Annotated in this window: 25 protein-coding genes; 8 read left to right on the top strand and 17 right to left on the bottom strand. The window is 69.9% G+C overall.

The genetic code is table 11. The features are described from left to right. Window positions 1-94: 94 nt before the first annotated feature. On the bottom strand, window positions 95-1,372 hold the full coding sequence (locus tag ACFPN1_RS12535; protein ID WP_386755386.1) for an acetyl-CoA C-acetyltransferase: 1,278 nt from the start codon (window positions 1,370-1,372) through the stop codon (window positions 95-97). A gap of 185 nt (window positions 1,373-1,557) precedes the next feature. On the opposite strand from ACFPN1_RS12535, the gene ACFPN1_RS12530 reads away from it, so the two are divergent. Next, the gene (locus ACFPN1_RS12530; protein WP_386755385.1) at window positions 1,558-2,478 is read left to right on the top strand and encodes a hypothetical protein; all 921 of its coding nucleotides are present in this window, start codon (window positions 1,558-1,560) and stop codon (window positions 2,476-2,478) included. 8 nt (window positions 2,479-2,486) lie between these two features. Here the strand turns inward: ACFPN1_RS12530 and ACFPN1_RS12525 are convergent, their stop codons facing one another. The 4 genes from ACFPN1_RS12525 to ACFPN1_RS12510 all read right to left on the bottom strand — a co-directional run bounded on the left by ACFPN1_RS12525 (window position 2,487) and on the right by ACFPN1_RS12510 (window position 6,930). Further along, window positions 2,487-3,512, bottom strand: a complete 1,026-nt coding sequence (locus tag ACFPN1_RS12525) for a hypothetical protein (RefSeq protein ID WP_386755383.1) — start codon at window positions 3,510-3,512, stop codon at window positions 2,487-2,489. Window positions 3,513-3,588: 76 nt separating this feature from the next. Then, window positions 3,589-4,167 carry a superoxide dismutase family protein gene (locus ACFPN1_RS12520; RefSeq protein ID WP_386755515.1) on the bottom strand — a complete coding sequence of 193 codons (579 nt, stop codon included), beginning with the start codon at window positions 4,165-4,167 and terminating at the stop codon, window positions 3,589-3,591. A 95-nt stretch (window positions 4,168-4,262) separates the two neighbouring features. After that, complete coding sequence (gene ntrC, locus ACFPN1_RS12515; protein ID WP_386755382.1) at window positions 4,263-5,717, bottom strand: nitrogen regulation protein NR(I); 1,455 nt, start codon at window positions 5,715-5,717, stop codon at window positions 4,263-4,265. 145 nt (window positions 5,718-5,862) lie between these two features. Beyond that, complete coding sequence (locus ACFPN1_RS12510; protein ID WP_386755381.1) at window positions 5,863-6,930, bottom strand: two-component system sensor histidine kinase NtrB; 1,068 nt, start codon at window positions 6,928-6,930, stop codon at window positions 5,863-5,865. A gap of 105 nt (window positions 6,931-7,035) precedes the next feature. On the opposite strand from ACFPN1_RS12510, the gene ACFPN1_RS12505 reads away from it, so the two are divergent. Beyond that, window positions 7,036-7,527, top strand: a complete 492-nt coding sequence (locus ACFPN1_RS12505) for a hypothetical protein (protein WP_386755380.1) — start codon at window positions 7,036-7,038, stop codon at window positions 7,525-7,527. 327 nt (window positions 7,528-7,854) lie between these two features. Here ACFPN1_RS12505 and glnA read toward each other — a convergent pair whose 3' ends face one another. Continuing rightward, complete coding sequence (glnA, locus tag ACFPN1_RS12500; RefSeq protein ID WP_386755379.1) at window positions 7,855-9,264, bottom strand: type I glutamate--ammonia ligase; 1,410 nt, start codon at window positions 9,262-9,264, stop codon at window positions 7,855-7,857. Between the two features lie 265 nt (window positions 9,265-9,529). Here glnA and ACFPN1_RS12495 point away from each other — a divergent pair, with 265 nt between their 5' ends. Further along, on the top strand, window positions 9,530-10,339 hold the full coding sequence (locus ACFPN1_RS12495; protein ID WP_386755378.1) for an undecaprenyl-diphosphate phosphatase: 810 nt from the start codon (window positions 9,530-9,532) through the stop codon (window positions 10,337-10,339). A gap of 18 nt (window positions 10,340-10,357) precedes the next feature. On the opposite strand, the gene ACFPN1_RS12490 is transcribed toward ACFPN1_RS12495, so the two are convergent. The 8 genes from ACFPN1_RS12490 to ACFPN1_RS12455 all read right to left on the bottom strand — a co-directional run bounded on the left by ACFPN1_RS12490 (window position 10,358) and on the right by ACFPN1_RS12455 (window position 17,240). Next, window positions 10,358-10,969: a YbhB/YbcL family Raf kinase inhibitor-like protein gene (locus tag ACFPN1_RS12490; RefSeq protein ID WP_386755377.1), complete on the bottom strand. Its 612-nt coding sequence runs from the start codon at window positions 10,967-10,969 to the stop codon at window positions 10,358-10,360. Between the two features lie 73 nt (window positions 10,970-11,042). Beyond that, window positions 11,043-13,109, bottom strand: a complete 2,067-nt coding sequence (locus tag ACFPN1_RS12485; RefSeq protein WP_386755376.1) for a tetratricopeptide repeat protein — start codon at window positions 13,107-13,109, stop codon at window positions 11,043-11,045. A 77-nt stretch (window positions 13,110-13,186) separates the two neighbouring features. Continuing rightward, window positions 13,187-14,191, bottom strand: coding sequence for a YheT family hydrolase (locus ACFPN1_RS12480; RefSeq protein ID WP_386755375.1), 1,005 nt, complete (start codon window positions 14,189-14,191; stop codon window positions 13,187-13,189). Between the two features lie 89 nt (window positions 14,192-14,280). Further along, window positions 14,281-15,087, bottom strand: a complete 807-nt coding sequence (locus ACFPN1_RS12475) for a lysophospholipid acyltransferase family protein (protein WP_386755374.1) — start codon at window positions 15,085-15,087, stop codon at window positions 14,281-14,283. Between the two features lie 169 nt (window positions 15,088-15,256). Beyond that, window positions 15,257-15,616 (bottom strand): hotdog fold thioesterase, encoded by a 360-nt coding sequence (locus ACFPN1_RS12470; protein ID WP_386755513.1) that lies wholly within the window; start codon window positions 15,614-15,616, stop codon window positions 15,257-15,259. 281 nt (window positions 15,617-15,897) lie between these two features. Beyond that, window positions 15,898-16,107, bottom strand: coding sequence for a hypothetical protein (locus ACFPN1_RS12465; RefSeq protein WP_386755372.1), 210 nt, complete (start codon window positions 16,105-16,107; stop codon window positions 15,898-15,900). 54 nt (window positions 16,108-16,161) lie between these two features. Then, window positions 16,162-16,350, bottom strand: coding sequence for a hypothetical protein (locus ACFPN1_RS12460; protein WP_386755371.1), 189 nt, complete (start codon window positions 16,348-16,350; stop codon window positions 16,162-16,164). Between the two features lie 221 nt (window positions 16,351-16,571). Beyond that, window positions 16,572-17,240 (bottom strand): glutathione S-transferase family protein, encoded by a 669-nt coding sequence (locus ACFPN1_RS12455; RefSeq protein WP_386755370.1) that lies wholly within the window; start codon window positions 17,238-17,240, stop codon window positions 16,572-16,574. Window positions 17,241-17,339: 99 nt separating this feature from the next. Here ACFPN1_RS12455 and queF point away from each other — a divergent pair, with 99 nt between their 5' ends. The 3 genes from queF (at window position 17,340) to ACFPN1_RS12440 (ending at window position 19,117) form a co-directional block, all read left to right on the top strand. After that, window positions 17,340-18,164: an NADPH-dependent 7-cyano-7-deazaguanine reductase QueF gene (gene queF, locus ACFPN1_RS12450; RefSeq protein WP_386755368.1), complete on the top strand. Its 825-nt coding sequence runs from the start codon at window positions 17,340-17,342 to the stop codon at window positions 18,162-18,164. 89 nt (window positions 18,165-18,253) lie between these two features. Next, window positions 18,254-18,577 carry a LysM peptidoglycan-binding domain-containing protein gene (locus ACFPN1_RS12445; RefSeq protein WP_386755367.1) on the top strand — a complete coding sequence of 108 codons (324 nt, stop codon included), beginning with the start codon at window positions 18,254-18,256 and terminating at the stop codon, window positions 18,575-18,577. 45 nt (window positions 18,578-18,622) lie between these two features. Beyond that, window positions 18,623-19,117: a hypothetical protein gene (locus ACFPN1_RS12440; RefSeq protein WP_386755366.1), complete on the top strand. Its 495-nt coding sequence runs from the start codon at window positions 18,623-18,625 to the stop codon at window positions 19,115-19,117. Window positions 19,118-19,376: 259 nt separating this feature from the next. Here ACFPN1_RS12440 and ACFPN1_RS12435 read toward each other — a convergent pair whose 3' ends face one another. Then, the gene (locus ACFPN1_RS12435; protein ID WP_386755365.1) at window positions 19,377-19,772 is read right to left on the bottom strand and encodes a YchJ family protein; all 396 of its coding nucleotides are present in this window, start codon (window positions 19,770-19,772) and stop codon (window positions 19,377-19,379) included. A 256-nt stretch (window positions 19,773-20,028) separates the two neighbouring features. Between ACFPN1_RS12435 and ACFPN1_RS12430 the strand changes: the two genes are divergently transcribed. After that, a complete protein-coding gene (locus ACFPN1_RS12430) occupies window positions 20,029-20,733 on the top strand; it encodes a UPF0149 family protein (RefSeq protein ID WP_386755364.1) in 705 nt (234 codons plus the stop codon). Window positions 20,734-20,799: 66 nt separating this feature from the next. On the opposite strand, the gene ACFPN1_RS12425 is transcribed toward ACFPN1_RS12430, so the two are convergent. Further along, entirely contained in the window at window positions 20,800-21,903 is a 1,104-nt protein-coding gene (locus ACFPN1_RS12425) for a COG3904 family protein (RefSeq protein WP_386755362.1), read from the bottom strand. A gap of 367 nt (window positions 21,904-22,270) precedes the next feature. Here ACFPN1_RS12425 and ACFPN1_RS12420 point away from each other — a divergent pair, with 367 nt between their 5' ends. After that, a complete protein-coding gene (locus tag ACFPN1_RS12420; RefSeq protein ID WP_386755361.1) occupies window positions 22,271-24,502 on the top strand; it encodes an NADP-dependent isocitrate dehydrogenase in 2,232 nt (743 codons plus the stop codon). A gap of 222 nt (window positions 24,503-24,724) precedes the next feature. Here the strand turns inward: ACFPN1_RS12420 and ACFPN1_RS12415 are convergent, their stop codons facing one another. Continuing rightward, window positions 24,725-25,333, bottom strand: a complete 609-nt coding sequence (locus tag ACFPN1_RS12415) for a hypothetical protein (RefSeq protein WP_386755360.1) — start codon at window positions 25,331-25,333, stop codon at window positions 24,725-24,727. Window positions 25,334-25,392 lie beyond the last annotated feature (59 nt).

The raw sequence follows: 25,392 nt of genomic DNA, 5'->3' as shown, positions 1-25,392 counted from the left end.
ATCATCCAACGGGGCGCGCAGTATCCGCGTGCAGTGCGGCCGCGCCAAGACGATGCCGGCGTGCGCATCGCCAGGCAGCCCGTGCGCTGCCCGATCAGCGTTCCAGGATCGCCACCACGCCCATCCCGCCCGCGGTGCAGATCGACACCAGCGCGCGGCCGCCGCCACGTTCCTTCAGCTGCTTGGCGGCGGTGGCGATGATGCGCGCGCCGGTCGCGGCGAAGGGATGGCCCGCGGCGAGCGAGGAACCCAGCGGGTTGATCTTCGCCGGATCGATCCGACCCAGCGGCGCGTCCAGGCCCAGGCGGTTGCGGCAGTACTCCTCGCTCTCCCACGCGCGCAGCGTGCACAGCACCTGCGCGGCGAAGGCCTCGTGGATTTCGTAGATGTCGAAGTCCTGCAGGGTCAGGCCGTTGCGCTTGAGCATTTCCGGCACGGCGATGGTCGGCGCCATCAGCAGGCCTTCGCCGTGGACGAAATCGACTGCGGCGACGTGCGCGTCGCGCAGGTGGCACAGCACTTCATGCCCGTGCGCGCGCGCCCAGTCTTCGGAGGCGAGCAGGCAGGCGGCGGCGCCGTCGGTGAGCGGTGTGGAATTGGCGGCGGTCAGCGTGCCGCGGCCCGAGGTCTTGTCGAAGGCCGGCTTCAGCGAGGCGAGTTTTTCCAGGGTCGAATCCGGACGCAGGATGTTGTCGCGCGAAATGCCGCGGAAGCTCACCACCAGGTCGTCGAAGAAGCCGCGCTCGTAGGCCGCGGCGAGCTTCTTGTGCGAGCTCAGCGCCCACTCGTCCTGCGAGTCGCGGGCGATGTTCCATTCCTTGGCCATGTCCTCGCAGTGGTCGCCCATCGACTTGCCGGTGCGCGGCTCGGCGACACCGGGAAAATCCGGCTTGAGTTCGCGGAAGTGGAAACCCTTGAACGCGCGCAGCTTGTCCTGCGTGGTCTTGCCCATCGCCGCGTTGAGCAGGCGGCGGCGCAGCTGCTTGCCGTACACGATCGGCACGTCGGAAGTGGTGTCCGAACCGCCGCCGACGCCGACCTCGATCTGGCCGGTGGCGATCTTGTTGGCGATCGCGACGATGGTGTCGAGCGAGGTGCCGCAGGCGCGCTGCATGGTGATGCCCGGCGTCAGCGGCGACAGTCCCGAGGACAGCGTCGCCTCGCGGCCGAGGTTCCAGTCGCTGGAGTGCTTGATCACCGCGCCCATCGCGACTTCGCCCAGCTGCTGTCCGTGCAGGCCGAACTTCTCGACCAGCGCGCCCAGCGTGCGTACCGACATGCCCAGGTTGCCGACGTCCGCGTAGGCGGTGTTCTGGCGGCAGAACGGGATACGGACGCCGCCGAGCACGGCAACGGGACGGATGGGTCGCATCGGGCACCTTCGGTTGTGGCGACGACGCCGCGCGGGCAGCGCGACCGGCATCGTCATGGGCGGTACCGCCCGCCATACTCTTGCGGACGGTGATAATGGCCGCGAGTGTAGCGCCGCCTCCGGGCGCGACCAACCGCGGACGCGGCCTTCACGGCCCGTCCGCCGACATCGAGACAGATTCCCGCATGAGTTCCGCCGACGACGACGCTTCCCGCCGCCCTGTTTCCGCGCCGCCCCTGCACGTACTCGGCGCGCTGGCGCTGGAACTGCGCGGCGCCGCGCCGGTGGCGCGGACCCAGCTGGCGCAGGCCGAAGCGGGCGAACTGGCCGCGCACATGGCGCGCGATCTGGCGACCTTCGCGCCCGAAGCGGCGCAGCTGCAGCTGGTGACGGTGGGCGCGCACTACGACCCGGTCGAACTGCTGCGCCCGGGCTGGGCCCTGCACCGCGAACTCGACCAGCTGTCCGCGCGCGCACCCGGCGACGCCGCGGGCCGTGTCATCGCCTTCGGCGCGCACGAGGCGCAGCTGCCCGGCGCGCTGGCGCCCGCAGCCGATTACGTCGGCGGACCGTTCCGGCTGGTGCCGTTCGTGCTCGGTGGCGAGGCCGACATCGTCGCGCGCGTGGGCGACCGCTTCGAGCGCGAACTGATCGAGAAAGGCATGGCTGGCGCGGCGACCGCGCTGGCGGCGCAGGCCGCGTTCGGCGTCGAGATCGAACACGCGCGCTACCTCACCGCGCACGATCTCGCCGCGATGACGGCGCTGCAGTACGAACACGCGGGCCTCGCGCCGCTGTGGCCGCTGCTGGAAACCGCCCTGCTCGACCCCGATGGCGAAGCCTGGCTGGACGCGCCGCCGGAGCCGCTGGTGCATTACACCGGCGGCGAGGCGCGCATCGCTCTGTTCGAACCGCGCGCGTGGAAGCAGCGCTACGCCGGCGACGCGCCCTGCCACACGCCCGAATGCCGGGCGAAGCTGGAACGCCAGCACGAGCATTTCCTTGCGCGACAGCGGCAGATCGCCGCGGTGCTGGGCGCGCATGGGGTGGCGGTCAACTTCGTGCATTGCGCCGGCGAGGCCGACGCGGAAGCGCAACTGCAATAACGTCCGCGCTAGAGCGACTGGCGGCCGGCGCGTCGCTCGCATTCCGCCAGGCCGATGCCGCCGCTCCAGGCCGCCGCCAGCATCGGCGGTTTCACGAACCGGGACATCAGCGTGGTGAGCGTCCGGGTATCGTCCGCCTCGCAGGCGAAGTGCGCGTAGTTCTGGTAATTCCACTGGTCCGGATAGCGCGCGACGACATCCTCGAAGCCGCGCTTCATCAGGTCCCACCGGGCATTGGTGGACCAGAACAGGTCATTCCGGAAGTCGCCCTGCGCGGCGAACCAGTAGATGCGCGCGTACATCGAGTCGCCTTCGAATGCCTGGGTGCGCCGCACCGCGTCGCGGGCGAAGCGTTCGATTTCCGCGGCGTCGCCATGCCACTTCGGCAACAGGTAGTTGAGGATCTCGAAGTAGAGCGGGTAGTAGCCCGGGTAGCGGCGGTCGCATTCCGCGAGCAGGGCATCGATGTCGCGGCGCGGCTTGCCCAGGGCCTTGGCGATCTCGGCGAGGGCCAGGTAGTAGTCCGGCACGGCGGCGGCAACGGCCTTTTCCTGCTCCAGGTAGGCCTCGGCCCGGCGCAGTCCGGCGTGGAAGGGCGCCCATGCGTCGTCCGGCACGGTGTACGCATAGCCGCCGCCGCGGATCCGCCAGGCACGGCGCACGATCACCTGCGCGTGCAGCACGCGCGCGACCGCCGAGTGCGGCCGCTGCCGTGTCCATTCCAGGGTGCGCTGTTCCAGCACGCCCAGCATCTCGTCCGTCTGCGGCGTATCGGTGATGACCGCCGATCGGAGGCCGCCGTAGTACAGGCCGCTGACCCACAGGCCACTGCTCGTGCGGGTGGAATCCCGGACCAGTTGCGCCATCCGCGCGTCAATCTCGGCCATCCGCCCGGAACGGAAGTCCTCCGCGGCGCGCGCCTGGATGAACTTGCGCGCCTCCAGCTCGGGCAGGTTCGACCATTCGCTGGCCTGCGGCTGGCCCCACACGGTCAGGCAGAGCCCGGCCAGCACCCACGACGCGATTCGACGCATCCGATCCTCCCCTCGTCCGGCGCCCATCATCGCAACGGCGCCACGCCGACGAAAGACGGACCGCTACGCGGGCGGCCTACGGCACCAGCGTGACCACCCCGCAAGCCACGCGCGGGCCGGCATTGCCTGCCGGCTGCGTCGCGTAGTCGTCGGGCGCGCCGTGCACCACGACCGCGCGGCCGCCGATGTTGCCGGCGCCGCCGCCGAGGCTGACGCCCAGTGCGTGCACGTCGACATGCGCCACGCCGTTGGCATCGGCGACGATGTTGTCCATGTCGCCGCCGTGGTGCGGACCGGCGCCGACGCGTCCGTGCGGCTGCTGTGCGGGGTTGAAGTGGCCACCGGCGCTGGTCGCGTCGGCCGCGCTGCAATCGCCCTTCTCGTGGATGTGGATCGCGTGCGTGCTGTTCGGGGCGAGGCCTCCGATCTCGCCGGTGAGGTGCACGCCGTTCGCCATCGGCGTCGCGCTCAGCTTGCCGCTCACCAAACTGCCGGATGCCGGCGCGAGCGTGACCGTGGCGCCGCGCGCCATCGGCACTTCCGGTGCGGCGACGGGCGGCGGGACCGTGGACGGCGCGGGCGACGAGGTCGGCGCGGTACTGCATGCGCCCAGGGCGGCAGCGATGGCGATGGCCAGCGCGCAGCGCAGACGGATGACGGACATGGGATTCCTCCTTGGTCGGCGACGAACGTCCGAATCTAGCCCAAGGCCGCTTTGCGGCGTGTGTGCGCTGCGCCGCGGCCGCCGACTCAGCGGCGCTTGCGCCCCGCGCCCAGCTTGCGCGTCAGCGTGTTGCGGCCCAGGCCCAGGCGCGCCGCCGCCTCGGCGCGCCGGCCGCTGGTGTGTTCCAGCGCGGCTTCGAGCAGGGCGCGGTCGAAGCGCTCGCGGGCCCGCGCATGGATGTCCTCGCGCCCGGCATCGAGTTGCGTGCGCGCCCAGCGCGCCAGTGCGGCATCCCAGTCGTCGCTGGCGGTGGCGGACGTCGCCGTCGCGGCCGCAGCCGGCAACGCGGCTTCGACATCGGCGACGCCGATCGCCTCGCCCGGCGCCAGTGCGGCCAGCCGCCAGCACAGGTTTTCCAGTTCGCGCACGTTGCCCGGCCAGTCGTGCGCGAACAGGCACTCCAGCGCGGCCTTGCCCAGGCGCTTGGGCGGCGTGTCGAAGCGCTGTGCGGCCGCGGCGAGGAAACGCGCCGCCAGCAGCGGGATGTCGTCGCGGCGTTCGCGCAGCGGCGGCAGGCGCAGGCGCACGACGTCGAGGCGATGCAGCAGGTCGGCGCGGAAACGGCCGTCGGCCACCAGCGTTTCCAGGTCCTGGTGCGTGGCCGCGATCACGCGCACGTCGACGCGGATCAGCTCGCGCCCGCCGACACGGAAGAATTCGCCCTCCGCCAGCACGCGCAGCAACCGCGTCTGCAGCGGCAGCGGCATGTCGCCGATCTCGTCGAGGAACAGCGTGCCGCCGTTGGCCTGTTCGAAGCGGCCGAGGTGGCGGCGCGTGGCGCCGGTGAACGCGCCGGCTTCGTGGCCGAACAACTCGCTCTCCAGCAACTCGGCCGGAATTGCGGCGGTGTTGAGCGCGACGAACGGCCGCGACGCGCGCGGCGATTCGCGATGCAGGGCGCGGGCGACGAGTTCCTTGCCGGTGCCGGTCTCGCCGGTGATGAGCACCGACAGCGGGGCCTGGGCGAGGCGGCCGATCGCGCGGAACAGCGCGCGCATCGCCGGTGCGGTGCCGACCAGTTGCGGCTCGACGGAGGGCGATCGGGCCCCGCTCTCGCTGGCGGGCCCGGTTCCCATACCCGCACTTCCCTGTGCAGGCAAAACATCATTACGCAAGGGCAGTGCGCGACCGGCCAACGCCACCGCGTCGTCGAGGTCGAACGGCTTGGACAGGAACTCGTGCGCGCCGCCACGAAACGCCCCGGCGGTGCTGGCCACGTCCGTGTACGCGCTCATCACGATCACCGGCAGCTCGGGGTGCGTGGCCTTGAGTTTCTCCAGCAGCACCAGACCGTCGTCGCCGGGCATGCGCACATCGGTGAACAGCAGATCCGGCACCGCGCGCGTGCGCAGCGCAGCGAGCGCATCGGCCGCGTTCTCGAAACCGTCGACCTCGTAGCCTTCGTCGCGCAGCGCCGTGGCCAGCACGAAGCGGACGCTGCGGTCATCGTCGACGATCCAGATGCGGGGCGTGGCGGGCATGGGTTGGTGGCTTGGCTTTACGCTGGAAACGGAGGCTGGAAGCGGGAGGCTGGAAGCGGGAGGCTGGAAATCGGGCGCTGCTATTGCTCGTCATTCCCGCGCAAGCGGGAACCTCATCCTTGCCACGGCAGCGGTGCGAAGCGCATCACCCGCCATGTTCCGCTTCCCCGTTCACCGGCAGCAGCAGCGTGAACACGGTGTGCCCCGGCCGCGAGCGGTATACCAGCGAACCGCGGTGTTCGCGCGCGACCTGCTGCGCGAGTGCGAGGCCCAGCCCGGTGCCTTCGGCGCGGCCGGTCACCAGCGGCAGGAACACGCGCTCGGCCAGTTCGTCCGGCACGCCGCGGCCGTCGTCGCTGATCTCCAGACGCAGCGCGAGCGTGTGCGCTTCGTCGCCGATGCGCACGCCGTGTTCGGCGCGCGTGCGCAGGGTGACGTTGGCGGCGCCGGCCTCGATCGCGTTGCGCACCAGGTTCCACACCGCCTGGGTGAGGCGGTCGGCGTCGCCGGTGAGTTCGGGCAGGCTCGGGTCGTAGTCGCGCACCAGCTTCACCGCCCAGCCGGCATCGGCTTCGGCCAGGCGCAGCACGCGCTCGAGCACGGCGTGGATGTTGAGCGGTTCGTGCGGCTGCGCCGGCGTGGGCGACAGCAGGCGGTCGAGCAGCGCGGACAGGCGCGCGACTTCGGCCTCGACCAACGCCACCAGTTCGCGCGAATCGCGATCGTCCTCGCTGCTGCTGGCGATGCGGCGCGCCAGCAGCTGCGCGGCGCCTTTCAGCCCGGCCAGCGGATTGCGCAATTCGTGGGCGAGGCCCTTGAGCGCCGCCGACAAGGCGGAGGGCAGCGCAACGGCCGGATCCTCGCCGGGGAATTCATCGACCGGGTGCGCCTCGAACAGCCAGCCCGTGTCGGTGCGCAGCAGGTTAACGTCGGCGAAGCGGGGCGCGTCGTGCCCCGGGAAGGCGAGCGCGAGCCGGCGCAGCCGGGCGGAGTCGCGCGGGGCGGACGGCTCACCGGCGCTGTCGGCCAGCACGCGGGCGAGCATCTCGCCATCGACCTCGAGCGCGGCCAGCGGCACGCCCGGCAGACGCCGGCTGCTCACGCCGAGCCAGCGGGCCAGCGCTGCATTGCCTCCCAGCAGCACCCCGGCCGCATCGGCCCAGCCCAGCGGCGTGGTCAGCTGATCCAGCGGTGGCGCGGCCTGTTCGGACATTGCACCAATATAGTGCATGTGCGGCGCACGCTGCCCGTGGGGGGGCGGGGCGGCGCTCTGGTGCTCTGCGGCAGTGTTGCTGTTCCCGCTGTTGCGGCTGTTGCTGTGCTGTTGCTGCTGTTGCTGCTGTTGCTGCTGTTGCTGCTGTTGCTGCTGTTGCTGCTGTTGCTGCTGTTGCTGCTGCTGCTGCTGTTGCTGCTGTTGCAGCTGTTGCAGCTGTTGCAGCTGTTGCTGCCGTTGCTGCCGTTGCTGCCGTTGCTGCCGTTGCTGCCGTTGCTGCCGTTGCTGCCGTTGCTGCCGTTGCTGCCGTTGCTGCCGTTGCTGCCGTTGCTGCTCCCTTCTCCCTCCGGGAGAAGGTGCCCCGAAGGGGCGGATGAGGGTTCGGCGAAGCGACTCCGCTCCGGATGGCGCTGCAAGCAATGCACCTGTGTCGAACACTGCACTGCTGCCGCAAACCACGCCGTACCGCTTCGCCGAACCCTCACCCCAACCCCTCTCCCGGAGGGAGAGGGGCTCAAGCGGCGTGCGCGTTGCAGCGGTGCTGCTGTTGCTCGAGTCCTCACGCCAACCCTTCTCCCGTGGGAGAGCGGTTCATAGCGATGCGTGGTGCTGCTGCTCCCTTCTCCCTCCGGGAGAAGGTGCCCCGAAGGGGCGGATGAGGGTTCGGCGAAGCGACGCCCGCACCGGATGGCGCTGCAAGCAATGCACCTGTGTCGAACACTGCACTGCTGCCGCAAACCACGCGGTACCGCTTCGTCGCACCCTCACCCCAACCCCTCTCCCGGAGGGAGAGGGGCTCAACAGCGACGATGCTTGGGCAGATTTTCGTGAACGCTGCCGGCACGGAGTGTTCGGACATCGTCGCTTCGCCGCACCCTCACCCCAACCCCTCTCCCGGAGGGAGAGGGCTTCGAGCCAAACCGCTCAGATCGTGTAGTACATCTGGTACTCGAGCGGGTGCGTCGCCGCGCGGAAGCGGGTGACTTCCTGCATCTTCAGCGCGATGTAGCCGTCGATGAAGTCGTCGGTGAACACGCCGCCGGCCTTGAGGAACTCGCGGTCCTTGTCCAGCGCTTCCAGCGCCTGGTCGAGCGAGTGGCACACGGTCGGGATGTTCTTCTCTTCTTCCGGCGGCAGGTCGTACAGGTCCTTGTCGCTGGGCGCGCCCGGATCGATCTGGTTCCGGATGCCGTCCAGACCGGCCATCATCAGCGCGGCGAAGGTCAGGTAGCCGGAGTTCATCGGATCGGGGAAGCGGATTTCGATGCGGCGCGCCTTCGGGTTGGACACGTACGGAATGCGGCACGACGCCGAACGGTTGCGCGCCGAGTAGGCCAGCATCACCGGCGCCTCGAAGCCCGGCACCAGGCGCTTGTACGAGTTGGTGGTCGAGTTGGCGAACGCGTTGATCGCGCGCGCGTGCTTGAAGATGCCGCCGATGTACCACAGCGCCATCTGCGACAGGCCGCCGTAGCCGTCGCCGGAGAACAGGTTCTTGCCGTCCTTCGCCAGCGACTGGTGCACGTGCATGCCGCTGCCGTTGTCACCGACGATTGGCTTCGGCATGAACGTCGCGGTCTTGCCGTTGCGGTGGGCGACGTTCTTGATGACGTACTTCATCGTCAGCAGTTCGTCGGCCTTCTTCACCAGCGAGTTGAACTTGGTGCCGATCTCGCACTGGCCGGCGTTGGCCACTTCGTGGTGGTGCACTTCCACTTCCATGCCGACCTGTTCCAGCGTCTTGCACATCTCGGCGCGGATGTCGTGCAGCGAGTCGAGCGGCGCGACCGGGAAGTAGCCGCCCTTCACCATCGGCCGGTAGCCGGTGTTGCCGCCTTCGTATTCGCGGCCGGAGTTCCAGTGCGCTTCTTCCGAATCGATGTGGAAGAAGGTGTGGCCCATTTCATTCGCGAAACGGACGCTGTCAAAGATGAAGAATTCCGGCTCCGGACCGAAGAAGGCCTGGTCGGCGATGCCGGAGGACTTCAGGTAGGCCTCGGCGCGCTTGGCGACGCCGCGCGGATCGCGCGAATAGGCCTGCATGGTGGCCGGATCGAGGATGTCGCAGGTCAGCACCAGGGTCGGATCGGCGGTGAACGGATCCAGGAACGCGGTCGACGCGTCGGGCAGCAGCACCATGTCCGATTCGTTGATGCCCTTCCAGCCGGAGATCGACGAACCGTCGAACATCTTGCCGTCCTCGAACAGCGAAGGCTCGACGATCGACTTGGGGAAGGTCACGTGGTGCTGCACACCGCGCATGTCGGTGAAGCGCAGGTCGACGAATTCGACCTTGTGGTCCTTGATGAGTTTTTCGACGTGTTCGAGCGACATGGTCTGGGGTCCGGATGGGTGGGTCGGGATCGGGATTCGCAAACGCCTTGCGACGCACGACTGGTAGCAACTGTCATGCCAAACCGATCCGCGCGCTAAGCCATTGATCTGGGCAGTGCCGATCGAATCCAACCAGCACCAATCTGGTGCGACTGACTCGCCTCCGCCCCATCCCGGTGCACACACCCGATTCGCTATCCTGCCGCTCCCCCAGGGGTTCGCTTTCCCGAATCTCCCAACCCGGATCCCCAATCCCCGCTTCCCAATGACCGACCTGCTCGCCGCGCTGCTGCTCGGCATCATCGAAGGCATCACCGAATTCCTGCCGGTCTCCAGCACCGGGCACCTGCTGATCGCCGAGCGCTGGCTCGGCGCGCGCAGCGACCTGTTCAACGTCGCGATCCAGGCCGGCGCGATCCTCGCGGTGGTGCTGATCTACCGCCAGCGCCTGTGGCAGCTGGCCAACCAGTTCTTCAGCGAGCACGAGAGCCGCGCCTACGCGGGCAAGCTGGCCGCGGCCTTCGGCGTCACCGCCGTGCTCGGCCTGCTGCTGAAAAAGGCCGGCTTCCAGTTGCCGGCGACGGTCACCCCCATCGCCGTCGCGCTGGTGCTCGGCGCGCTGTGGATGCTGCTCGCCGAAACGCTCGCGGCGCGCCGCGCGGCGGTGCTGGGCGAACGCGCGACGATCACCTGGACGGTCGCGATCCTGGTCGGCCTCGCGCAGGTCGTCGCGGGCGTGTTCCCGGGCACCTCGCGTTCGGCGACGACCATCTTCGTCGCCCTGCTCGCGGGCACCACCCAGCGCGCGGCGGCGACGGAGTTCGCGTTCCTGGTCGGGATTCCCACCATGTTCGCGGCCACCGGCTACGAACTGATCGCCGTGGTCGGCAGCGGCGGCGCGGCGCACGAGGACTGGTCGGCGCTGGGCGTGGCCTTCGTCGCCTCGGCGCTCACCGCCTTCGCCGCGGTGAAATGGCTGCTGCACTACATCCAGCACCACCGCTTCACGGTGTTCGCGCTGTATCGCGTGGCGCTCGGCATCGCCCTGTTGCTGCTGGTGCCGGCGGGGCAGTGACCCCGCCGGCCGCGCGGTTCACTCGGTGATCGCGGGATTGAGCGAATAGGTGCCGTAGATCGAGGCCTCGCCGAGCACGTGGCCGTGCATCGCCTGCAGCACGTCGCCGGCGGTGAAGCGATCGGGCACGTCGAGGCGTTCCACGTCGAGCGCGAACACGCGAAAGAAGTAGCGATGCAGGCGCTGGTCGTGCGGCGGCGGGAACGGGCCGTCGTAGCCGCGCCAGTCGCCGCTCATCTCGGCGTCGTTGGCGAACCAGCCGGTGTAGTCGTTCAGGCCCTGGCGGCTGCCCGCCGGTCCGCGCGGCTCACGCTTGCCGCGCGCCACCACGCCGTCGCTGCAGCTGCCGGCCGCGAGTTCGCGCACGTCGGCGGGAATGTCGACCATCGCCCAGTGGGTGAAGTCGGTGCGCGGCTGCGCGCTGGGAATTTCCGCCACGCCCGGGTCGGTCGGCACGTCCGGATCGATGCACAGCAGCGCGAACGAACGCGTGCCCTCCGGCACGTCGCTCCAGGCCAGGTGCGGATTGCGGTTGGGGGCGAAACCGAAACCGTCGGCCGTGGGCTGGCCGGCGGCGAATTCGGCGGGGATGCGGTGGCGGTGTTCGAAACTGTCGCTGCGGATCTGCATGGTCGGGGCTCCTGGGTCCTGGAAGCAGCCGCCCGCAGGCACGGGCGGCCCGGCGACGGTCGCGGCCGTCGCGTCAGTTTTCCGGATAGCCCAACCGTACCGCGACCGGCGTGAGCAGCGCGAACGCCTCCGCCAGCGGCCCGGCGTAGTCGCGCCAGTGGCCCGGCGCGAAATGGCGGATGCCCAGCGCCGGCAGCGGCGGCAGGGCGATCTCCAGCGCCGCGCCGACCGCGGCCGCCAGTGCCGGCGGGTCGTAGGCGATGTCGTCGAGCCTGAGCAGGCGGTGCGGGAACAGGTCGCCTTCGTGCAGCTCGGCGATCTGCGCGAGCGACGCGGCGAGCCATTGCGCAGCCACCTCCGGCGAGGGCAGCTGGAAGCGTTGCGGCGAATCGAAGGCCAGCCATTCCAGCAGCATGTCGCGCGGATCGCGGATGGCGAACATCACCACCGCTTCGGGCAGGTGCGGGCGCAGCGCGTGCAGCAGGGCGTTGTCCCACCACAGCAGCCAGTCGAACACCTGGCCGTCGGCGATACCCCGCTGCGGCAGCGCGGCGCGCCACTGGCTGACCAGGTAGGCGCCGTCGAGGCGGCCGTCGAGCAGTTCCTGCGGCGTGCCGTAGCGCTGCAGCGGATCGCGCGGCGGTTGCGGGCCGTACCGGTCGATGCGGATCGGGCCGCGCGCGTAGTCGAAGTTGAGCGCGATGCGGTCGACCAGCGAGCCGGGCGGACCCCACAGCAGCAGCACGCCGGGCGCGGGGTCCGGCAGCGGCGCCAGCGGCGCCAGTTCACCGGTGGCCGCGGTCAGCGGCGGCAGCGGCAGGCGCTGGTCGGCGACTTCGGCCTGCAACGCCGCCCATTCCGCGGCGGCCTGCGCGCTTTCGCCGGCGACGTCGAGACAACGGCCCAGCAGCTGGCGCAGCAGGCGCTTGGCGTCCACGGCCGGGGCGCGCTCGATCAGGTCGCGCACGCGGGCGACGGCGGCGAGCGGATCGGTCTGCAGCAGGCGATCGACGATGCGCAGTTCGGCCTGGGTGTGGCCCGGCTGGATGGCGACGATCTGGTAGGCGATCGCGTCGGCCTCGTCGGTTTCGCCGAAGTGGTCGTGGATCGCCGCGCGCGCCTGCAGCGCCGGGATGTAGTCGGGCGCGGCTTCCATCCAGCGTTCCACCACCGCGAGCGCTTCGGGCCCGGCGAAGGGCTCGGCCGCCAGGCGCGCGCGCCACAGGTTGTCTTCCTGCGGATGCGCGGCGAGCGCCGCGTCCAGGGTGGCGCGCGCGTCGTCCAGGTCGTTGCTGCGGCGCCAGTATTCGATCAGCGCTTCCAGGGTGCGGCGATCGCGCGGCATCGCGGCGAACGCGGCCTTCAGCGGCGCCAGCGCCTGCTCGTTGCGTCCGGCCTGCAACTGCAGTTCGCCGACCACGCGCTGCAGGCCCGGCGTGCCGCGGCCGGCTTCCAGCAGCGCGGCGGCTTCGTCGGCCGCCTCGGCGAAACGGCCCTGGCGGCGCATCAGGTCGGCGATGAGCGCGCGCAGCGGCACCGATTCGGGCTGCCCTTCCAGCTGCTTGCGGAAGCACTGCTCGGCGAAGGCGAAGTGGCCCTTGGCGATGTAGGCGAAGCCGAGCGCGTTGCGCAGGGTGGGTTCGTCGGGCGCCTTCTGCGCCGCCTGCGAGAGGATCGCCAGCGCGCGATCGGCATCGCCGCGGCGCAGGGTGGTCATGCCCTCGATCGCCGCCACCTGCGGATGGTCCGGCGCGATGCGCGCGGCGAGCCGGGCCAGGCGCTCGGCTTCGGCGATGTCGCCGCGGCTCAGTGCGAGCTGGCCCTGCATGATGTAGGCGGGGAACTGGTTCGGATCGAGACCCGTGGCGCGGGCGAGCGCGGCCTGCGCCTCGTCAAGCTGGCGCGCGCCCAGCAGCAGGCCGGCGCGCTCCACGTGCAGGCCCGCGTCGTCGGGCGCCAGCGCCAGCGCGGCGTCGACCGCGGCCAGTGCCCCGGCGCTGTCGCCGTCCAGCTGCAGCGACGCGGCCAGCAGGCGGTGGGCGGTGGGGTCCTGCGGGTTGGCGGCGACGGCGTCGCGGGCGGCGGACAGCGCGTCGGCGGCGGCGCCGCGGCGCAGCGCGTCGAGAATGGGCTCGTACATGGGAGGGCTTCGTCGGAAATGCAGGAAAGTCGGCGATTGTAAGCCGCGCGGCCGGCCCGCGCCGGCCGCGGTTTTCCCTAGGAATCGCGCGCCGCCGGCAGCGCCGCGGCCAGGCGTTCGGCGGTCCAGCGCTCGGCGAAGCCTTCCAGCCGGGCGTTTTCCAGGAAGCCGCAATGCCCGCCCCAGGGCGAGATCTCCAGCCGCGCATCGGCCGGCAGTTGCAGCTGGTCGAAACCGGCCACCGGGATCACCGGATCGTCCGCCGCCATCAGGATGCTGGCGGGCACCTGCAGGGCGGCCAGGCGGCTGCCGGCGATCGAGTAGCCGTCGAAGTAGTTGTCCAGCGTGCCGAACTCGGTGTGGCGCTCGACCAGCCACTGGGTCAGCGGCCGCATGCGCAGGCCCAGCACCTGGTTGTCGAAGGCGTGCACCTGCGGGAACAGCTCGCGCTTGCGCGCCAGCGAGCCGCGCCACTTGCGCTCGAAGTACCACATGTACACCGGCAACCCGCGTTCCATCGATTCCATGGTGCGCGCCGGATCGAGCACCGGGCACACCGCGCTGACGTGGGCGAGGTCGAGGCCCGCCGCCGGCGCGCGCAGGGCCAGGCGCAGGGCGAAGTTGCCGCCCAGCGAATACCCGGCCACGACCAGCGGCCGGCGCGCGAAGCGATCGGCCACATCGCAGGCGGCGTGCACGACCTCGTCGATGCGGTTGGAGTGGAAGATGCCTTCGTTGAGGTGGTGCGTGTCGCCGTGGTCGCGGAAGTTGAGCCGGAACACCTCGAAGCCGCGCCGCAGCAGCTGCGCCGCGGTCAGTCGCATGTAGCTGGATTCGGCGCTGCCTTCCCAGCCGTGCAGCAGCAGCGCGAGTCCGCGCGGAGTGGTGCCGGGGATCGTGCTGTGCAGGCCGTGCAGGCGCACGCCGTCGCCGCCGTCGATCAGGTGGCCGGTGGTCACCGCCCCGCAGTCGCGCAGCGCGCGCTCGCCGTGCCAGCGCCGCAGCCCGCTGGTGCCCAGCAGCGACTGCACGTGCGCGTTGCGCAGCCAGCGCGGCGGGCGGTAGTCGGCGGCGGTGAGCATGCGCCGACCTTAATCCCGCCGTTTGGAGCCGGCACTCGACCGCGTCGGCGCGGCCGCGGCGGCCCCGCGACGCGCTGTCGTACGCCCCACTACGGCCTCGCCATCGCCGCGACGATGCGGCTGCGCGCGAGTTCGGCGATGCGGCGACGGCCGTCGGCTTCGCCCGGCGCGATCGCTTCGAGGAAATGCACTTCGGCGGCGCGCGGCGGCTCGCCGAGCAGGCGCAGGAAATTGGCGAAGAAACTCTCGCGCGGCTGGAACGCCACCACGTGCTGCGCGCTACCGCCTTCGCCGTAGCGCAGCGCCACCGGCTGCACCGGCACGCCGGCTTCGACCGCGGCGAGGAAGATGCGCGCGTGGAACGGGCCGATCTCGCGCCCGCCGCGCGTGCCGCCTTCCGGGAACACGCCGACGCTGCGGCCGTTGCGCAACCGCGACAGCATCTCGTGCAGCACGCCGCCCAGCGATTCGGTGCTGCCACGCGCGTGGAAGATGGTCTCGCCGCGCTGCGCCAGCCAGCCCACGACCGGCCAGCTCTGGATCTCGCGCTTGGCGACGAAGCCCATCATGCGCTGGCTGTGCAGCGTCTCGATGTCGATCCAGCTGACATGGTTGGCGACGAACAGCGTCGCGCCCGGCACCGGCGTACCGACGCGGCGCAGGCGGAAACCGAACACGCGCATCAGGCCGGCGGACCAGGCGCGGATCACGCGGTGTTCGAGCGATTCGTCGCCCCAGCGCAGGCGCGCGGTCAGGGGCGTGGTGAGCAGCATCGCCAGCGGCAAGTGCACCAGCACGTGCCAGAGCAGCAGCGGGACGCGATAGCAATAACGCAGCGTGCGCGCCATCCGCGCCTCGGGCGCAGTGGCGCCGATGGTGGGGGACGGCGCGGTCATGTGCGAACGATACCGACCCCGGGTGAGCAATGAAACCGCAACGCCATCACTGCCGCTTCGGCGACCGATGGAAGTGAAACCGCGTCGGCGACGCGGTGTCGGCGACGCGTCCTGCACACTGCGGCGTACGGAAAGCGATTTCCGTACTGCCGCTTCGATCCATCGCGGATCAACCGCGCGCCACCACCGCCAGCGTCAGCCGCGAGATGCACACCAGGCGCCCGCTCTCGTCCTCGATGCGGATTTCCCACACCTGGGTGCTCGCGCCCACGTGCAGCGCACGCGCGGTGCCGGTGACGATGCCCTCGCGCACGCCGCGCAGGTGGTTGGCGTTGATCTCGATGCCGACCACGCCCTTGCCTTCGGGCGCGCACAGTCCGCCGGCGGTGCTGCCCAGCGTCTCGGCCAGCAGCACCGACGCGCCGCCGTGCAACAGGCCGTAGGGCTGTTTCGTGCGCGCATCGACCGGCATCGTGCCGCGGAGGTAGTCGGGGCCGATCTCGGTGAAGCGGATGCCCAGCGGGATCATGGCCGTGTCCTTCGACAGGGCATTGAGCTGGTCGAGGGTGGTGTCGGTGCGGAACAGCGGGCGCGCGTGGCGCGGCGTGGGGGCGGGTTGGTTCATCGCGCGACGATACACGCGACGCCCGATTCCGGTGCCGGTGTTCGAGCAACACCGAAGGGCGCGACGGAAGGCGGATCTCCGGCCAGCGCGCGCGGCGGGGAGGGAACCTGCGCGCCGGCCGGGGCCGCACCCACGGGGAAGGGGCTCAAGGCCATCGCGCGGGGCGACGCGATGGCGAAGAAGACTCAGGCGAAACGGAACAGCGGCGCGAAGCCGTTGCTGGTGTAGCGGCGCTCGAGGCCGTAGCCGCTGCTGTTGCCATAGCCGACACCGAAATCGCGTTCGCGGTGCAGATGGCGGGGGGCGGCGGCCTGCGCGGCGCCGGGGGCGGCCACGGCGACGGCGGCCGGGGTGTTGGTGGGGGAGGTGCGGACTTCGGCAAAACGGGTGTTCATGACGTTCTCCTCGGGGCGGGCGGGGGCGGCGCGGCGACCCGGAGCGGGGGCGCGTTACGCGCAGCGGAACAGGGGCTGGAAGCCACTGCTGGAATAGCGGCGGTTGCTGGCGTAGCCGCTGGAGTTGCCGTAGCCGACGCCGAAATCGCGTTCGCGGTGCAGGTGGCGGACCGGGGCGGGCTGGACGGCGGGAGCGGACTTGGCGTTGTCCTGGCGGCGGGCTTCGAAGTTGCGGACGTTCATGGCGGTTTCCTCGGGGGCGGGGTGGGTGTGCCTTGGTGTGTTGGTAAAGTACAACACCACTTCGATCATGCACCTGTGCCGGAAGTCACCCCACCAAAGGCCTGGTCTTGGGCGGGGGAGTCCGGTGAGGCGGAACTCCCTGATTCAGATGCGTTTTTGGCCAAAACAGTTGCCGTGACCGATGGCCTATCCCGCGCGCCCCTCCCCCGACCGGGTGGCTTTCAGGCCGCGCCGGGCGCCGGAATCGGGGCCCCGAGCTCGCGACCGGAGTGCGGATCGATCGAATAGGGGTGCATTTCCGCCCCGAATCCCGGCTGCGCCCGGACCCGCGCCAGCCAGGCCCCCAGCCGCGGGTGGTCCGCCAGCGCGAAGCCGGCCTCGTCCGCCCGGCTCGTGTAGGCGAACAGCGCGATGTCGGCGATGCCGTAGCGGTCGCCGGCGATGAAGTCGCGCGTGGCCAGTTCGCGTTCGAGGATCGCCAGCGCATTGGCGCCGGCCTGGCGCTTGAGTTCGACCAGCGCGGCCGGCCGCCGCGCCAGCTTGCCGGTCAGCGTCCAGTGGCGCAGCGCGCCGATCTGGCTTTCGATGCGTTCCTGCTCGAAGCACAGCCACTGCCATACCCGGGCCTGGCCGTAGGCGTCGTCGGGCAGGTACGGCGTGCCCTGGGCGAGAAACATCAGGATCGCGTTGGATTCGGCGAGCGCGCGCCCGTCGTCGAGCACGATCGCCGGCACCGTGCCGGTGGGGCTGATCGCGCGGTAGGCCGCGGTGCCGCCCTCGCCTTCGAAGATGCTCACCGGTTGCGTGCGATGCGGCCGCTGCAGGTGAGCGAGCAGTTGCCGCACCTTCCAGGCGTTCTGCGAAGGCAGGTAGTCGTAGAGCGTGAGCATGGCGGTTCCGTGCGAAGGGGAAGCGCCAGTGTCCGCAGCGCGCGCACGCGGCGATATCCGATTCCTGCGCGGTGCCGCACGCGCCGGTAAAATCGCCGGATGACTGCGCCTGCCGCGAATCACGACCTCCCGCTCGGCCGCCACGTCGACTATCCGCGCGAATACGACGCCTCGCTGCTGTTCCCGATCCCGCGCGCGCTCGGCCGCGGCCATATCGGCATCGACGGCGACGCCCTCCCCTTCGTCGGCGTCGATCGCTGGCACGCGTACGAACTGAGCTGGCTCGACGCGCAGGGCAAGCCGCGCGTGGCGACGGCGACGTTCGAGGTGCCCGCGCACTCGCCGCACCTGGTCGAGTCCAAGTCGCTCAAGCTCTATCTCAACTCGTTCAACGCGACCCGCTTCGAGAGCGACGAGGCGGTGCGCGCGCGCATCGCCGACGACCTCGCTCGCGCCGCCGGCGCGAGCGTGGCGGTCGCCTTCGGCCTGCCGCCGCTCGACGAGCGCGACGCCGGCGAATCCATCGACGGATTGCCGGTGGCGATCGACTCCTACGGCCCGCCCGACGCCGCGCTGCTCGCAGCCGATGCGGATGCGGTCGTCGCAGAAACCCTCAGCAGCGCGCTGCTCAAGTCCAACTGTCCGGTCACCGGCCAGCCGGACTGGGCGCGCATCGTGATCGCCTACCGCGGCCCGCGCCTGGACCGCGCGGCGCTGCTGCGCTACCTGGTGTCGTTCCGCGACCACGCCGAATTCCACGAGCAGTGCGTCGAACGCATCTTCACCGACCTGCTCGCGCGCACCCGCCCGCAGTCGCTGTCGGTGGAAGCGCGGTACACGCGCCGCGGCGGGCTCGACATCAATCCGTGGCGCGGCACGCCCGACGCCGCGCGCCCGGACGCCGGTCGCGATGCGCGGCAATGACGCCACGCCGACCTGAATCCGCGATATTTCCTTAACAGGTCGCGTGCCACCGTTGCCGCGTCGTCACGACGCCGGGAGGAAACCCCGCAATGAGCAACGAGAAGAAGCCCGACTTTTCCAACGTGCAGAGCGGCTCCGGCAGCACCGAACAGAGCCGTCCCGATTTCTCCAACGTGCGCTCCGGAGCCTCGTCCACCGAACAGATCACCGGCGGCAGCGGTGGCACGGGCGGCGCCGGCGAAACCACCTACACCGTGGCCAAGGGCGACACGCTTTCGCATATCGCCAAGGAGCACTACGGCAAGGCCAGCAAGTGGCAGCTGATCTTCGAGGCGAATCGCGACCAGCTCAGCGATCCCGACAAGATCTTTCCCGGCCAGGTGCTGAAGATCCCCTCGATCGACGCCGAGTGATCGCGCGTCACCGCATTCCCTTCCCTGCCCCAAGGAACCAGACGCATGAACCGCCATCGCATTCCGCATGCCCTGCTGCTTGCCGTCCTCGGCGCCGTCGCCCTCGTCGGCTGCAAGAAGAAGGAAGAACCGGCGCCGGTCGCGAGCACGCCGCCCGCGGCGACGACACCGACGCCCGCACCGGCCCCGATGCCCGCCACCGCCACGGTCACCAGCGTCGATCTGGGCAATGCCGTCGGCGCCGACATGAAGATCGGCACGCCGATGACCAGCTTCGCGCCGAAGGACACGATCTACGTGTCGATCGGCACCAGCACCAGCGACCCGGCCGCCAGCGTGCCCGGCAAGCTCGGTGTGAAGTGGACCCACGTCGACAGCAACCAGACCGTCAACGAGGAAAGCCGCGACCTCAACCTGACCGGCATGGGCAACACCGAATTCCACATCGCCAAGCCCGACGGCTGGCCCAAGGGCAAGTACAAGGTCGAGGTCTCGCTCGACGGCAACGTCGTGCAGTCGCGCGAGTTCGAAGTGAAGTAGGCGAACCGTCTCTCTCCGCCCCGCTACCGGCGGGGTTGGGCAAGCCCGGGCGTGGCGCGAGTCACGCCCTTTTTTTGTCTGGGCGATGCGTGACGGTTTCGCCGTTGCGGTTGCTCGTCCGTCGTCATCGCAGGAAAGGCAGCTCGCTGCGCTCGCCTCCCCTCATCAGCCCTCCGGGCAGCTTCTCCCCGCGCGCGGGGAGAAGCGGGATTCAATGCGCGGGGCAGCAGCGGATTTCAACGGACGGGAACGGCGGATTTCAGCGCGCGGGAAATTCCCCATCGACATAAAACCAGCGCCCCTCCTCACGCACGAAGCGACTGATCTCATGCAGGCGCACCGCCGGCGCCCCGCCGATGCGATATCGCGCAACGAATTCGACCACCGCGTGCTCCGCGTCCTGGCGCACATGCCGCTTCACGTCCAGCCCAAGCCAGCGCGTGGCCGCCGCGTCGCCGAAGTCCAGTCGCTCCGGTCGCGTGCTGGCGTGCCAGGTCGCGAGCAGATAGTCGGCATCGCCGCGCACGTAAGCCGCGTAACGCGAACGCATCAGCGCTTCGGCATCGGGCGCGGCCGCGCCCTGGTGCAACGGCGCGCAGCACTGGGCATAGTAACGGCCGGACTGACAGGGGCAGGCGGAAGCGGCGGTGTTCATGCCGCCATTGTCGGCGATCGCGACGGTGTGCCGGCGCGGGAGCGGCGGACGCGGACATGGCAGAACCTCCAGGCACGAGGGCCGACACGAGGAGCAGTGTGCAGCGCATGGCGAGCCTCCCGGACGGCACGTCACGCTGCAACCGGCGCCGGAGCCGACCATGTGCCAGAGGTCCGGCCCGGCGCGCAGCGGCCAACGAATGCCACGCCGCGCGCGAACGACTACCCTGTGCGCCCCTCTCTTCGCCCCCGCCGCCATGAAAGTCCCCGCCTACCTCGACGACGCGCAGATCGAGCGCCTGTCCGATCTGCTCGACCAGCGCGCCGTGCCCTTCAAGGGGTTCAATCTGGAAGCGCTGGACGGCTATCTCTCCGCGCTGGTGGTCGCGCCCGAGGACGTGAAGGCCGAGGAGTGGCAACCGGCCGTCTGGGGCAAGCCGCCGCGCTGGGCGGACGAAGCCGAACGCGCGGAAGTCGAGGCGCTGCTGCAGGGCCACTGGAACATGGCCAGCCAGCGCGTGCGCCACGACGACGACGACCTGCCCGAACACCTCGCGCCGCTGCTGTGGCTGCCCGAGGAAGCCGAGGCCGAACATCCCGACGAACTCGACGTCGGCCGCGACTGGGCCTTCGGCTTCTTCCGCGGCGTCGAACTGCGCGAGGCGGCGTGGGAGACGTGGCTCGACGAGAACGAATGGATCGAGGACATCTTCGCGCGCCTGGACCAGCTCGCCAGCGGCGAAGTGCTCGGCGAGGACCCCGAGGCGCCCGGCACGCCGGTGAGCTACCGCGAACGCCTGGAGATCATCGCCTCGCTGCCGGGCATGCTCGCCGACCTGCACCACCACCGCATCGACGCGCTCACCCCGCGCGAACCGATCCGCAAGGCCGCCACGCCCGATCGCAACGCGCCCTGCCCGTGCGGCAGCGGCAAGAAGTACAAGAAGTGTTGCGGCGCGTGAGCGGGCTTTCCCTCGCGCCGCTGGCGCGGTGAGGCGACGCAGGCCGGGTTGGTAACGCGACCCGGCCTACTTCTTCACCACCTCGGCCGATTTCGTGCCGGCGTCGAGCTTCAGCGGCGGCATCAGCAGCGCCTTCGCCGCCGTGCCGGTCGGCAGGCCGCGGCGGTCGGCAGTCGGATTGTCCGAAGGGCACTTCGCGTCGGGGAAGCCGAAGCGCGGCTCCAGCGAACGACCGCACTGGTCGAGCACCTCGAAGGCCTTGCCCGGTTCCAGGCATTCGTTTTCGAACGCGCGCAGCCAGGCATCGCGGCGGCGGGCGAAGTCCTCGCCGCAACGACGCGTCAGGCGGATGCGGTCGAGGTCGTCCTGCACCGCATTGCTGCCCGACAGGCCGAATTCCTTCAGCTCGGCGGTGCTGAGCAGGCGCAGGCGGCGGTTGGCCACGGTCATCATCAGGTCGGCGATGCGCACGTCGGCGCCGTTGCGCATCAGGTAATCGCGCACCTGGCCGCTGACGTCGCGCAGCTCCGCGCTGAGTTCGGCGCGCGAGGTCGCCTTGGACTGGTCGCGGAACAGGCGGTGGATGCCGACGTCGCCGGCGATCGAACGCGTGTCGCCACCGGCCAGGATCAGCACGCACGAGCTGTGGCAGTACGAGCCTTCACGCACCCAGATCGCCCAGCGCGACTCGGCCATGCTGTCGCCGGCGCGGATCGCTTCCTCGACGTGGCCACCGGAGGACTCGATGTCGAGGATGCGCACCGGAATTTCCAGGCGATCGGCAATCGCCGCCACGCGCTGCACCAGCGCGGCGAAGCCGGCGTTGATCTTGCCCTCGTAACGCAGGCGCACCACGCCCTTGGGCTGGCACGGCGTCAGCGCGTCGACGACGGCGAAGAACGACAGCGATTCCAGCCGCTCGCCATCGCCGTATTGCACGTAGTCGAAGTCGCAGCTGATGTAGGCCTCGCCGGCATCGAGCTCGGCGTTGGGCCAGTAGGTGGTCTTGAGGTAGTCGCGCGGCGCCATTTCCGGCAGCGGCTGCGACACCACTTTCGTCGTGGGGCCGGTGCTGGCGTCGTCGGCCAGGGTCACCGGCGCGGGTTCGCCCGCCTTCTGGCAGGCGGCGCCCAGCAAGCACAACAGCAACAGGAGCGACTTCTTCAACATGACCGTACCACCGGAACGCGTGATGCCCACCCTGCATCCACCGTGCCAGTACAGCGCGGTTGCACCGCGGGGGCAAGGCGTTTGTTGAGCATTTGTGAAGGCCGTGTCCATGAACACGCAATCGAGTGTCGCGAGCCGCGCATGAATGCGCTTTGACCTTTCCGCGTGCTCCCCTGTTCAGGCCAACGCGACCGGGTCGTCGCAGCGGACGCAACGCTGCGTACGCGTCCGTGCGGTTCGCTGTGGCTTTGCCCGGCCCCAGCTGAACCGCGACAATGGCGGGTCTTTCCGCCCGCGGCCCGCGCCGCCGGCCGGCGGTTCTCCCGCCGCCCTCCCCTTACCGAACGACGAGCCAGCGAGACCCTTCATGTCCGAGAGCAGCGCCCCGAAGATCCTCTACACCCTGACCGACGAGGCGCCGTTCCTGGCCACCGCGTCGCTGCTGCCGATCGTCGCGGCCTACACCGGCACCGCCGGGATCGCGGTGGAGACCCGCGACATCTCGCTGGCCGGCCGCATCCTCGCGCAGTTCCCCGACGTCCTGCGCGACGACCAGAAGATCGCCGACGATCTGGCCGAACTGGGCCAGCTCGCCACCACGCCCGAGGCCAACATCATCAAGCTGCCCAACATCAGCGCCTCGGTGCCGCAGCTGCTGGCCGCGATCAGGGAACTGCAGGCCAAGGGCTACGCGCTGCCCGACTATCCCGAGGAACCGCGCGGCGAACGCGACGCCGAAATCAAGGCGCGCTACGACCGCGTCAAGGGCAGCGCGGTCAACCCGGTGCTGCGCGAAGGCAACTCCGACCGTCGCGCGCCGCTGTCGGTGAAGAACTACGCGCGCAAGCACCCGCACAAGATGGGCGCGTGGAGCGCCGATTCGAAGTCGCACGTCGCGCACATGGCCGACGGCGACTTCTACGGCAGCGAGCAGTCGGCGGTGATCGCGCAGCCGACCGCGCTGAAGATCGAACTGATCGGCAGCGACGGCCGCAGCCAGGCGCTCAAGACCGGCCTCAAGGTGCTGGCCGGCGAAGTCGTCGACGCGGCGGTGATGGACACGCGCGCGCTGGGCGAATTCATCGATGCGCAGATCAACGACGCCCGCGCCCAGGGCGTGCTGTTCTCGCTGCACCTGAAGGCGACGATGATGAAGGTCTCCGACCCGATCATGTTCGGCGTCGCGGTGAACCGCTTCTACGCGCCGGTGCTGGGCAGGCACGCCGCGGCGCTGGAACAGGTCGGCTTCGACGCCAACAACGGCATCGGCGACCTGTACGCGCGCCTGTCCGCGCTGCCGGCCGACACGCGCGCGCAGATCGAAGCCGACATCGCCGCGCTGTACGCGCAGCGTCCGGGCGTGGCGATGGTCAACTCCGACAAGGGCATCACCAACCTGCACGTGCCGTCGGACGTGATCGTCGACGCCTCGATGCCGGCGATGATCCGCGACAGCGGCCGCATGTGGAACGCACAGGGCCAGCTGCAGGACACCAAGGCGGTGATCCCGGACCGCTGCTACGCCGGCATCTACCAGGCGGTGATCGAGGACTGCAAGGCGCACGGTGCGTTCGATCCGGCGACGATGGGTTCGGTGCCCAACGTCGGCCTGATGGCGCAGAAGGCCGAGGAATACGGCTCGCACGACAAGACCTTCCACATCGCCGCCGACGGCGTGGTGCGCGTGAGCGACGAGGCCGGCCACGTGCTGATGGAACACGCGGTGAAGTCCGGTGACATCTGGCGCATGTGCCAGACCAAGGACGCGCCGATCCAGGACTGGGTGAAGCTCGCGGTGAACCGCGCGCGCCTGTCGAACACGCCGGCGGTGTTCTGGCTCGACCCGCAGCGCGCGCACGACCGCAACCTGATCGCCAAGGTCGAGCGTTACCTGAAGGACCACGACACCAATGGGCTCGACATCCGCATCCTCTCGCCGGTCGAGGCGATGCAGCTGTCGCTGCAGCGCATCCGCCAGGGCCAGGACACGATCTCGTGCACCGGCAACGTGCTGCGCGACTACCTCACCGACCTGTTCCCGATCATGGAGCTGGGCACCAGCGCCAAGATGCTGTCGATCGTGCCGCTGATGGCCGGCGGCGGCCTGTTCGAGACCGGCGCCGGCGGTTCCGCGCCCAAGCACGTGCAGCAGTTCGTGCAGGAGGACTACCTGCGCTGGGATTCGCTCGGCGAATTCCTCGCCCTGCAGGCTTCGCTGGAATTCGTCGCTGACACCACCGGCAACGCCCGTGCCCGCGTGCTCGCCGATGCGCTCGACGCCGCCAACGCGAAGTTCCTCGACAACGACAAGTCGCCGGGCCGCAAGCTCGGCACGATCGACAACCGCGGCAGCCATTTCTACCTGGCGATGTACTGGGCGCAGGCGCTGGCCGCGCAGGACGCCGATGCCGGGCTGAAAGCGAAGTTCGTCCCGATCGCGAAGGCGCTGACCGACAACGAGGCGAAGATCGTCGAGGAACTGATCGCCGTGCAGGGCAAGGCCGTCGACATCGGCGGCTACTACAAGCCGGACATGGCGAAGCTGGCGCAGGCAATGCGGCCGAGCGCGACGTTCAATGCGGCATTGGCGGCGTTGTAAATCGCGGCGCTTCCTCGCAACAGCAGAAGCCCGGCCTCACCGCCGGGCTTTTTTTCGCTCGTCATTCCCGCGAAAGCGGGACAAGCGCGCAGAACGTCGCACAGCGACGGCCCGGAGGGCGAGTGCAGCGAGTAATCCATGGACCTTATTGTTGCCTTGGCATCGACGCCGTAAAGCAACGCCCATGGATTCCCGCTTACGCGGGAATGACAAGTCTCGACCTTACCGGCAAAACCGCTTCTCGTAATCCAGCGCATTCTGCAACACACGCGAATCACCCGCCTGCGACAGCTCATTGATGCTGTCGCGCACGCTGCGGCACGGATTCGTCTCGTAGTCCTTGCCGCCGAACAGCTTGCCGATCTTCGCGACGCGCGACGCCAGCGACGGCGGTGGTCGCATGCGGAACGTATGCGCCTCGCGTCCCGGCAATTGCACCGTGCGGTTGGCCAGCGGATCGCGGCGGAACGACCCGCTCGCTTCCTCTCCCGTCGGCATGGTTTCACCCGGAAATGTTGCGACCGGTGGCGACGTCTCCAATGCGACGTTGGTTTCGTCCGGATTCGGCACGATGACCTGTGTGTCGGAAACGATGCGGGTTGCGGTGTTCCTTGCCCGTTGTCGCATCGGAGCCGGCAGGATCGATTCCCGCTTCGGCGACGCCACGCGTGGCCGCGCAATCCAGAAGACGTCCGTCGTCGAAGCGGCTTCCTCTCGCTCGCGCAGTTCCGGGACCGGCAAGCGCGTGATCAGCCAGGCCAGCACGGCATGGATCAGTGCGACCACCGTCCATGCCGCCATGCGTTCGTAACGAATTCTTTCTGCCCGCATCCCGCAATCCATTGTCGAAGCGGAATGGACAGACCTCGTGTGGGCGGATTTGGTTCCGC

This window comes from Lysobacter yangpyeongensis, assembly GCF_042655745.1.
Classification (GTDB): domain Bacteria; phylum Pseudomonadota; class Gammaproteobacteria; order Xanthomonadales; family Xanthomonadaceae; genus Agrilutibacter; species Agrilutibacter yangpyeongensis.
Note: the sequence above shows the minus strand (reverse complement) of the source record. Positions and strands in the feature narration are given on the sequence as shown.

Bases quoted from the DNA above. Each gene is read 5' to 3' on its own strand.
- ACFPN1_RS12535 (WP_386755386.1), bottom strand. From the start codon at position 1,372: ATGCGACCCATCCGTCCCGTTGCCGTGCTCGGCGGCGTCCGTATCCCG.
- ACFPN1_RS12530 (WP_386755385.1), top strand. From the start codon at position 1,558: ATGAGTTCCGCCGACGACGACGCTTCCCGCCGCCCTGTTTCCGCGCCG.
- ACFPN1_RS12525 (WP_386755383.1), bottom strand. From the start codon at position 3,512: ATGCGTCGAATCGCGTCGTGGGTGCTGGCCGGGCTCTGCCTGACCGTG.
- ntrC (WP_386755382.1), bottom strand. From the start codon at position 5,717: ATGCCCGCCACGCCCCGCATCTGGATCGTCGACGATGACCGCAGCGTC.
- ACFPN1_RS12510 (WP_386755381.1), bottom strand. From the start codon at position 6,930: ATGTCCGAACAGGCCGCGCCACCGCTGGATCAGCTGACCACGCCGCTG.
- glnA (WP_386755379.1), bottom strand. From the start codon at position 9,264: ATGTCGCTCGAACACGTCGAAAAACTCATCAAGGACCACAAGGTCGAA.
- ACFPN1_RS12495 (WP_386755378.1), top strand. From the start codon at position 9,530: ATGACCGACCTGCTCGCCGCGCTGCTGCTCGGCATCATCGAAGGCATC.
- ACFPN1_RS12490 (WP_386755377.1), bottom strand. From the start codon at position 10,969: ATGCAGATCCGCAGCGACAGTTTCGAACACCGCCACCGCATCCCCGCC.
- ACFPN1_RS12485 (WP_386755376.1), bottom strand. From the start codon at position 13,109: ATGTACGAGCCCATTCTCGACGCGCTGCGCCGCGGCGCCGCCGCCGAC.
- ACFPN1_RS12480 (WP_386755375.1), bottom strand. From the start codon at position 14,191: ATGCTCACCGCCGCCGACTACCGCCCGCCGCGCTGGCTGCGCAACGCG.
- ACFPN1_RS12475 (WP_386755374.1), bottom strand. From the start codon at position 15,087: ATGACCGCGCCGTCCCCCACCATCGGCGCCACTGCGCCCGAGGCGCGG.
- ACFPN1_RS12470 (WP_386755513.1), bottom strand. From the start codon at position 15,616: ATGATCCCGCTGGGCATCCGCTTCACCGAGATCGGCCCCGACTACCTC.
- ACFPN1_RS12465 (WP_386755372.1), bottom strand. From the start codon at position 16,107: ATGAACACCCGTTTTGCCGAAGTCCGCACCTCCCCCACCAACACCCCG.
- ACFPN1_RS12460 (WP_386755371.1), bottom strand. From the start codon at position 16,350: ATGAACGTCCGCAACTTCGAAGCCCGCCGCCAGGACAACGCCAAGTCC.
- ACFPN1_RS12455 (WP_386755370.1), bottom strand. From the start codon at position 17,240: ATGCTCACGCTCTACGACTACCTGCCTTCGCAGAACGCCTGGAAGGTG.
- queF (WP_386755368.1), top strand. From the start codon at position 17,340: ATGACTGCGCCTGCCGCGAATCACGACCTCCCGCTCGGCCGCCACGTC.
- ACFPN1_RS12445 (WP_386755367.1), top strand. From the start codon at position 18,254: ATGAGCAACGAGAAGAAGCCCGACTTTTCCAACGTGCAGAGCGGCTCC.
- ACFPN1_RS12440 (WP_386755366.1), top strand. From the start codon at position 18,623: ATGAACCGCCATCGCATTCCGCATGCCCTGCTGCTTGCCGTCCTCGGC.
- ACFPN1_RS12435 (WP_386755365.1), bottom strand. From the start codon at position 19,772: ATGAACACCGCCGCTTCCGCCTGCCCCTGTCAGTCCGGCCGTTACTAT.
- ACFPN1_RS12430 (WP_386755364.1), top strand. From the start codon at position 20,029: ATGAAAGTCCCCGCCTACCTCGACGACGCGCAGATCGAGCGCCTGTCC.
- ACFPN1_RS12425 (WP_386755362.1), bottom strand. From the start codon at position 21,903: ATGTTGAAGAAGTCGCTCCTGTTGCTGTTGTGCTTGCTGGGCGCCGCC.
- ACFPN1_RS12420 (WP_386755361.1), top strand. From the start codon at position 22,271: ATGTCCGAGAGCAGCGCCCCGAAGATCCTCTACACCCTGACCGACGAG.
- ACFPN1_RS12415 (WP_386755360.1), bottom strand. From the start codon at position 25,333: ATGCGGGCAGAAAGAATTCGTTACGAACGCATGGCGGCATGGACGGTG.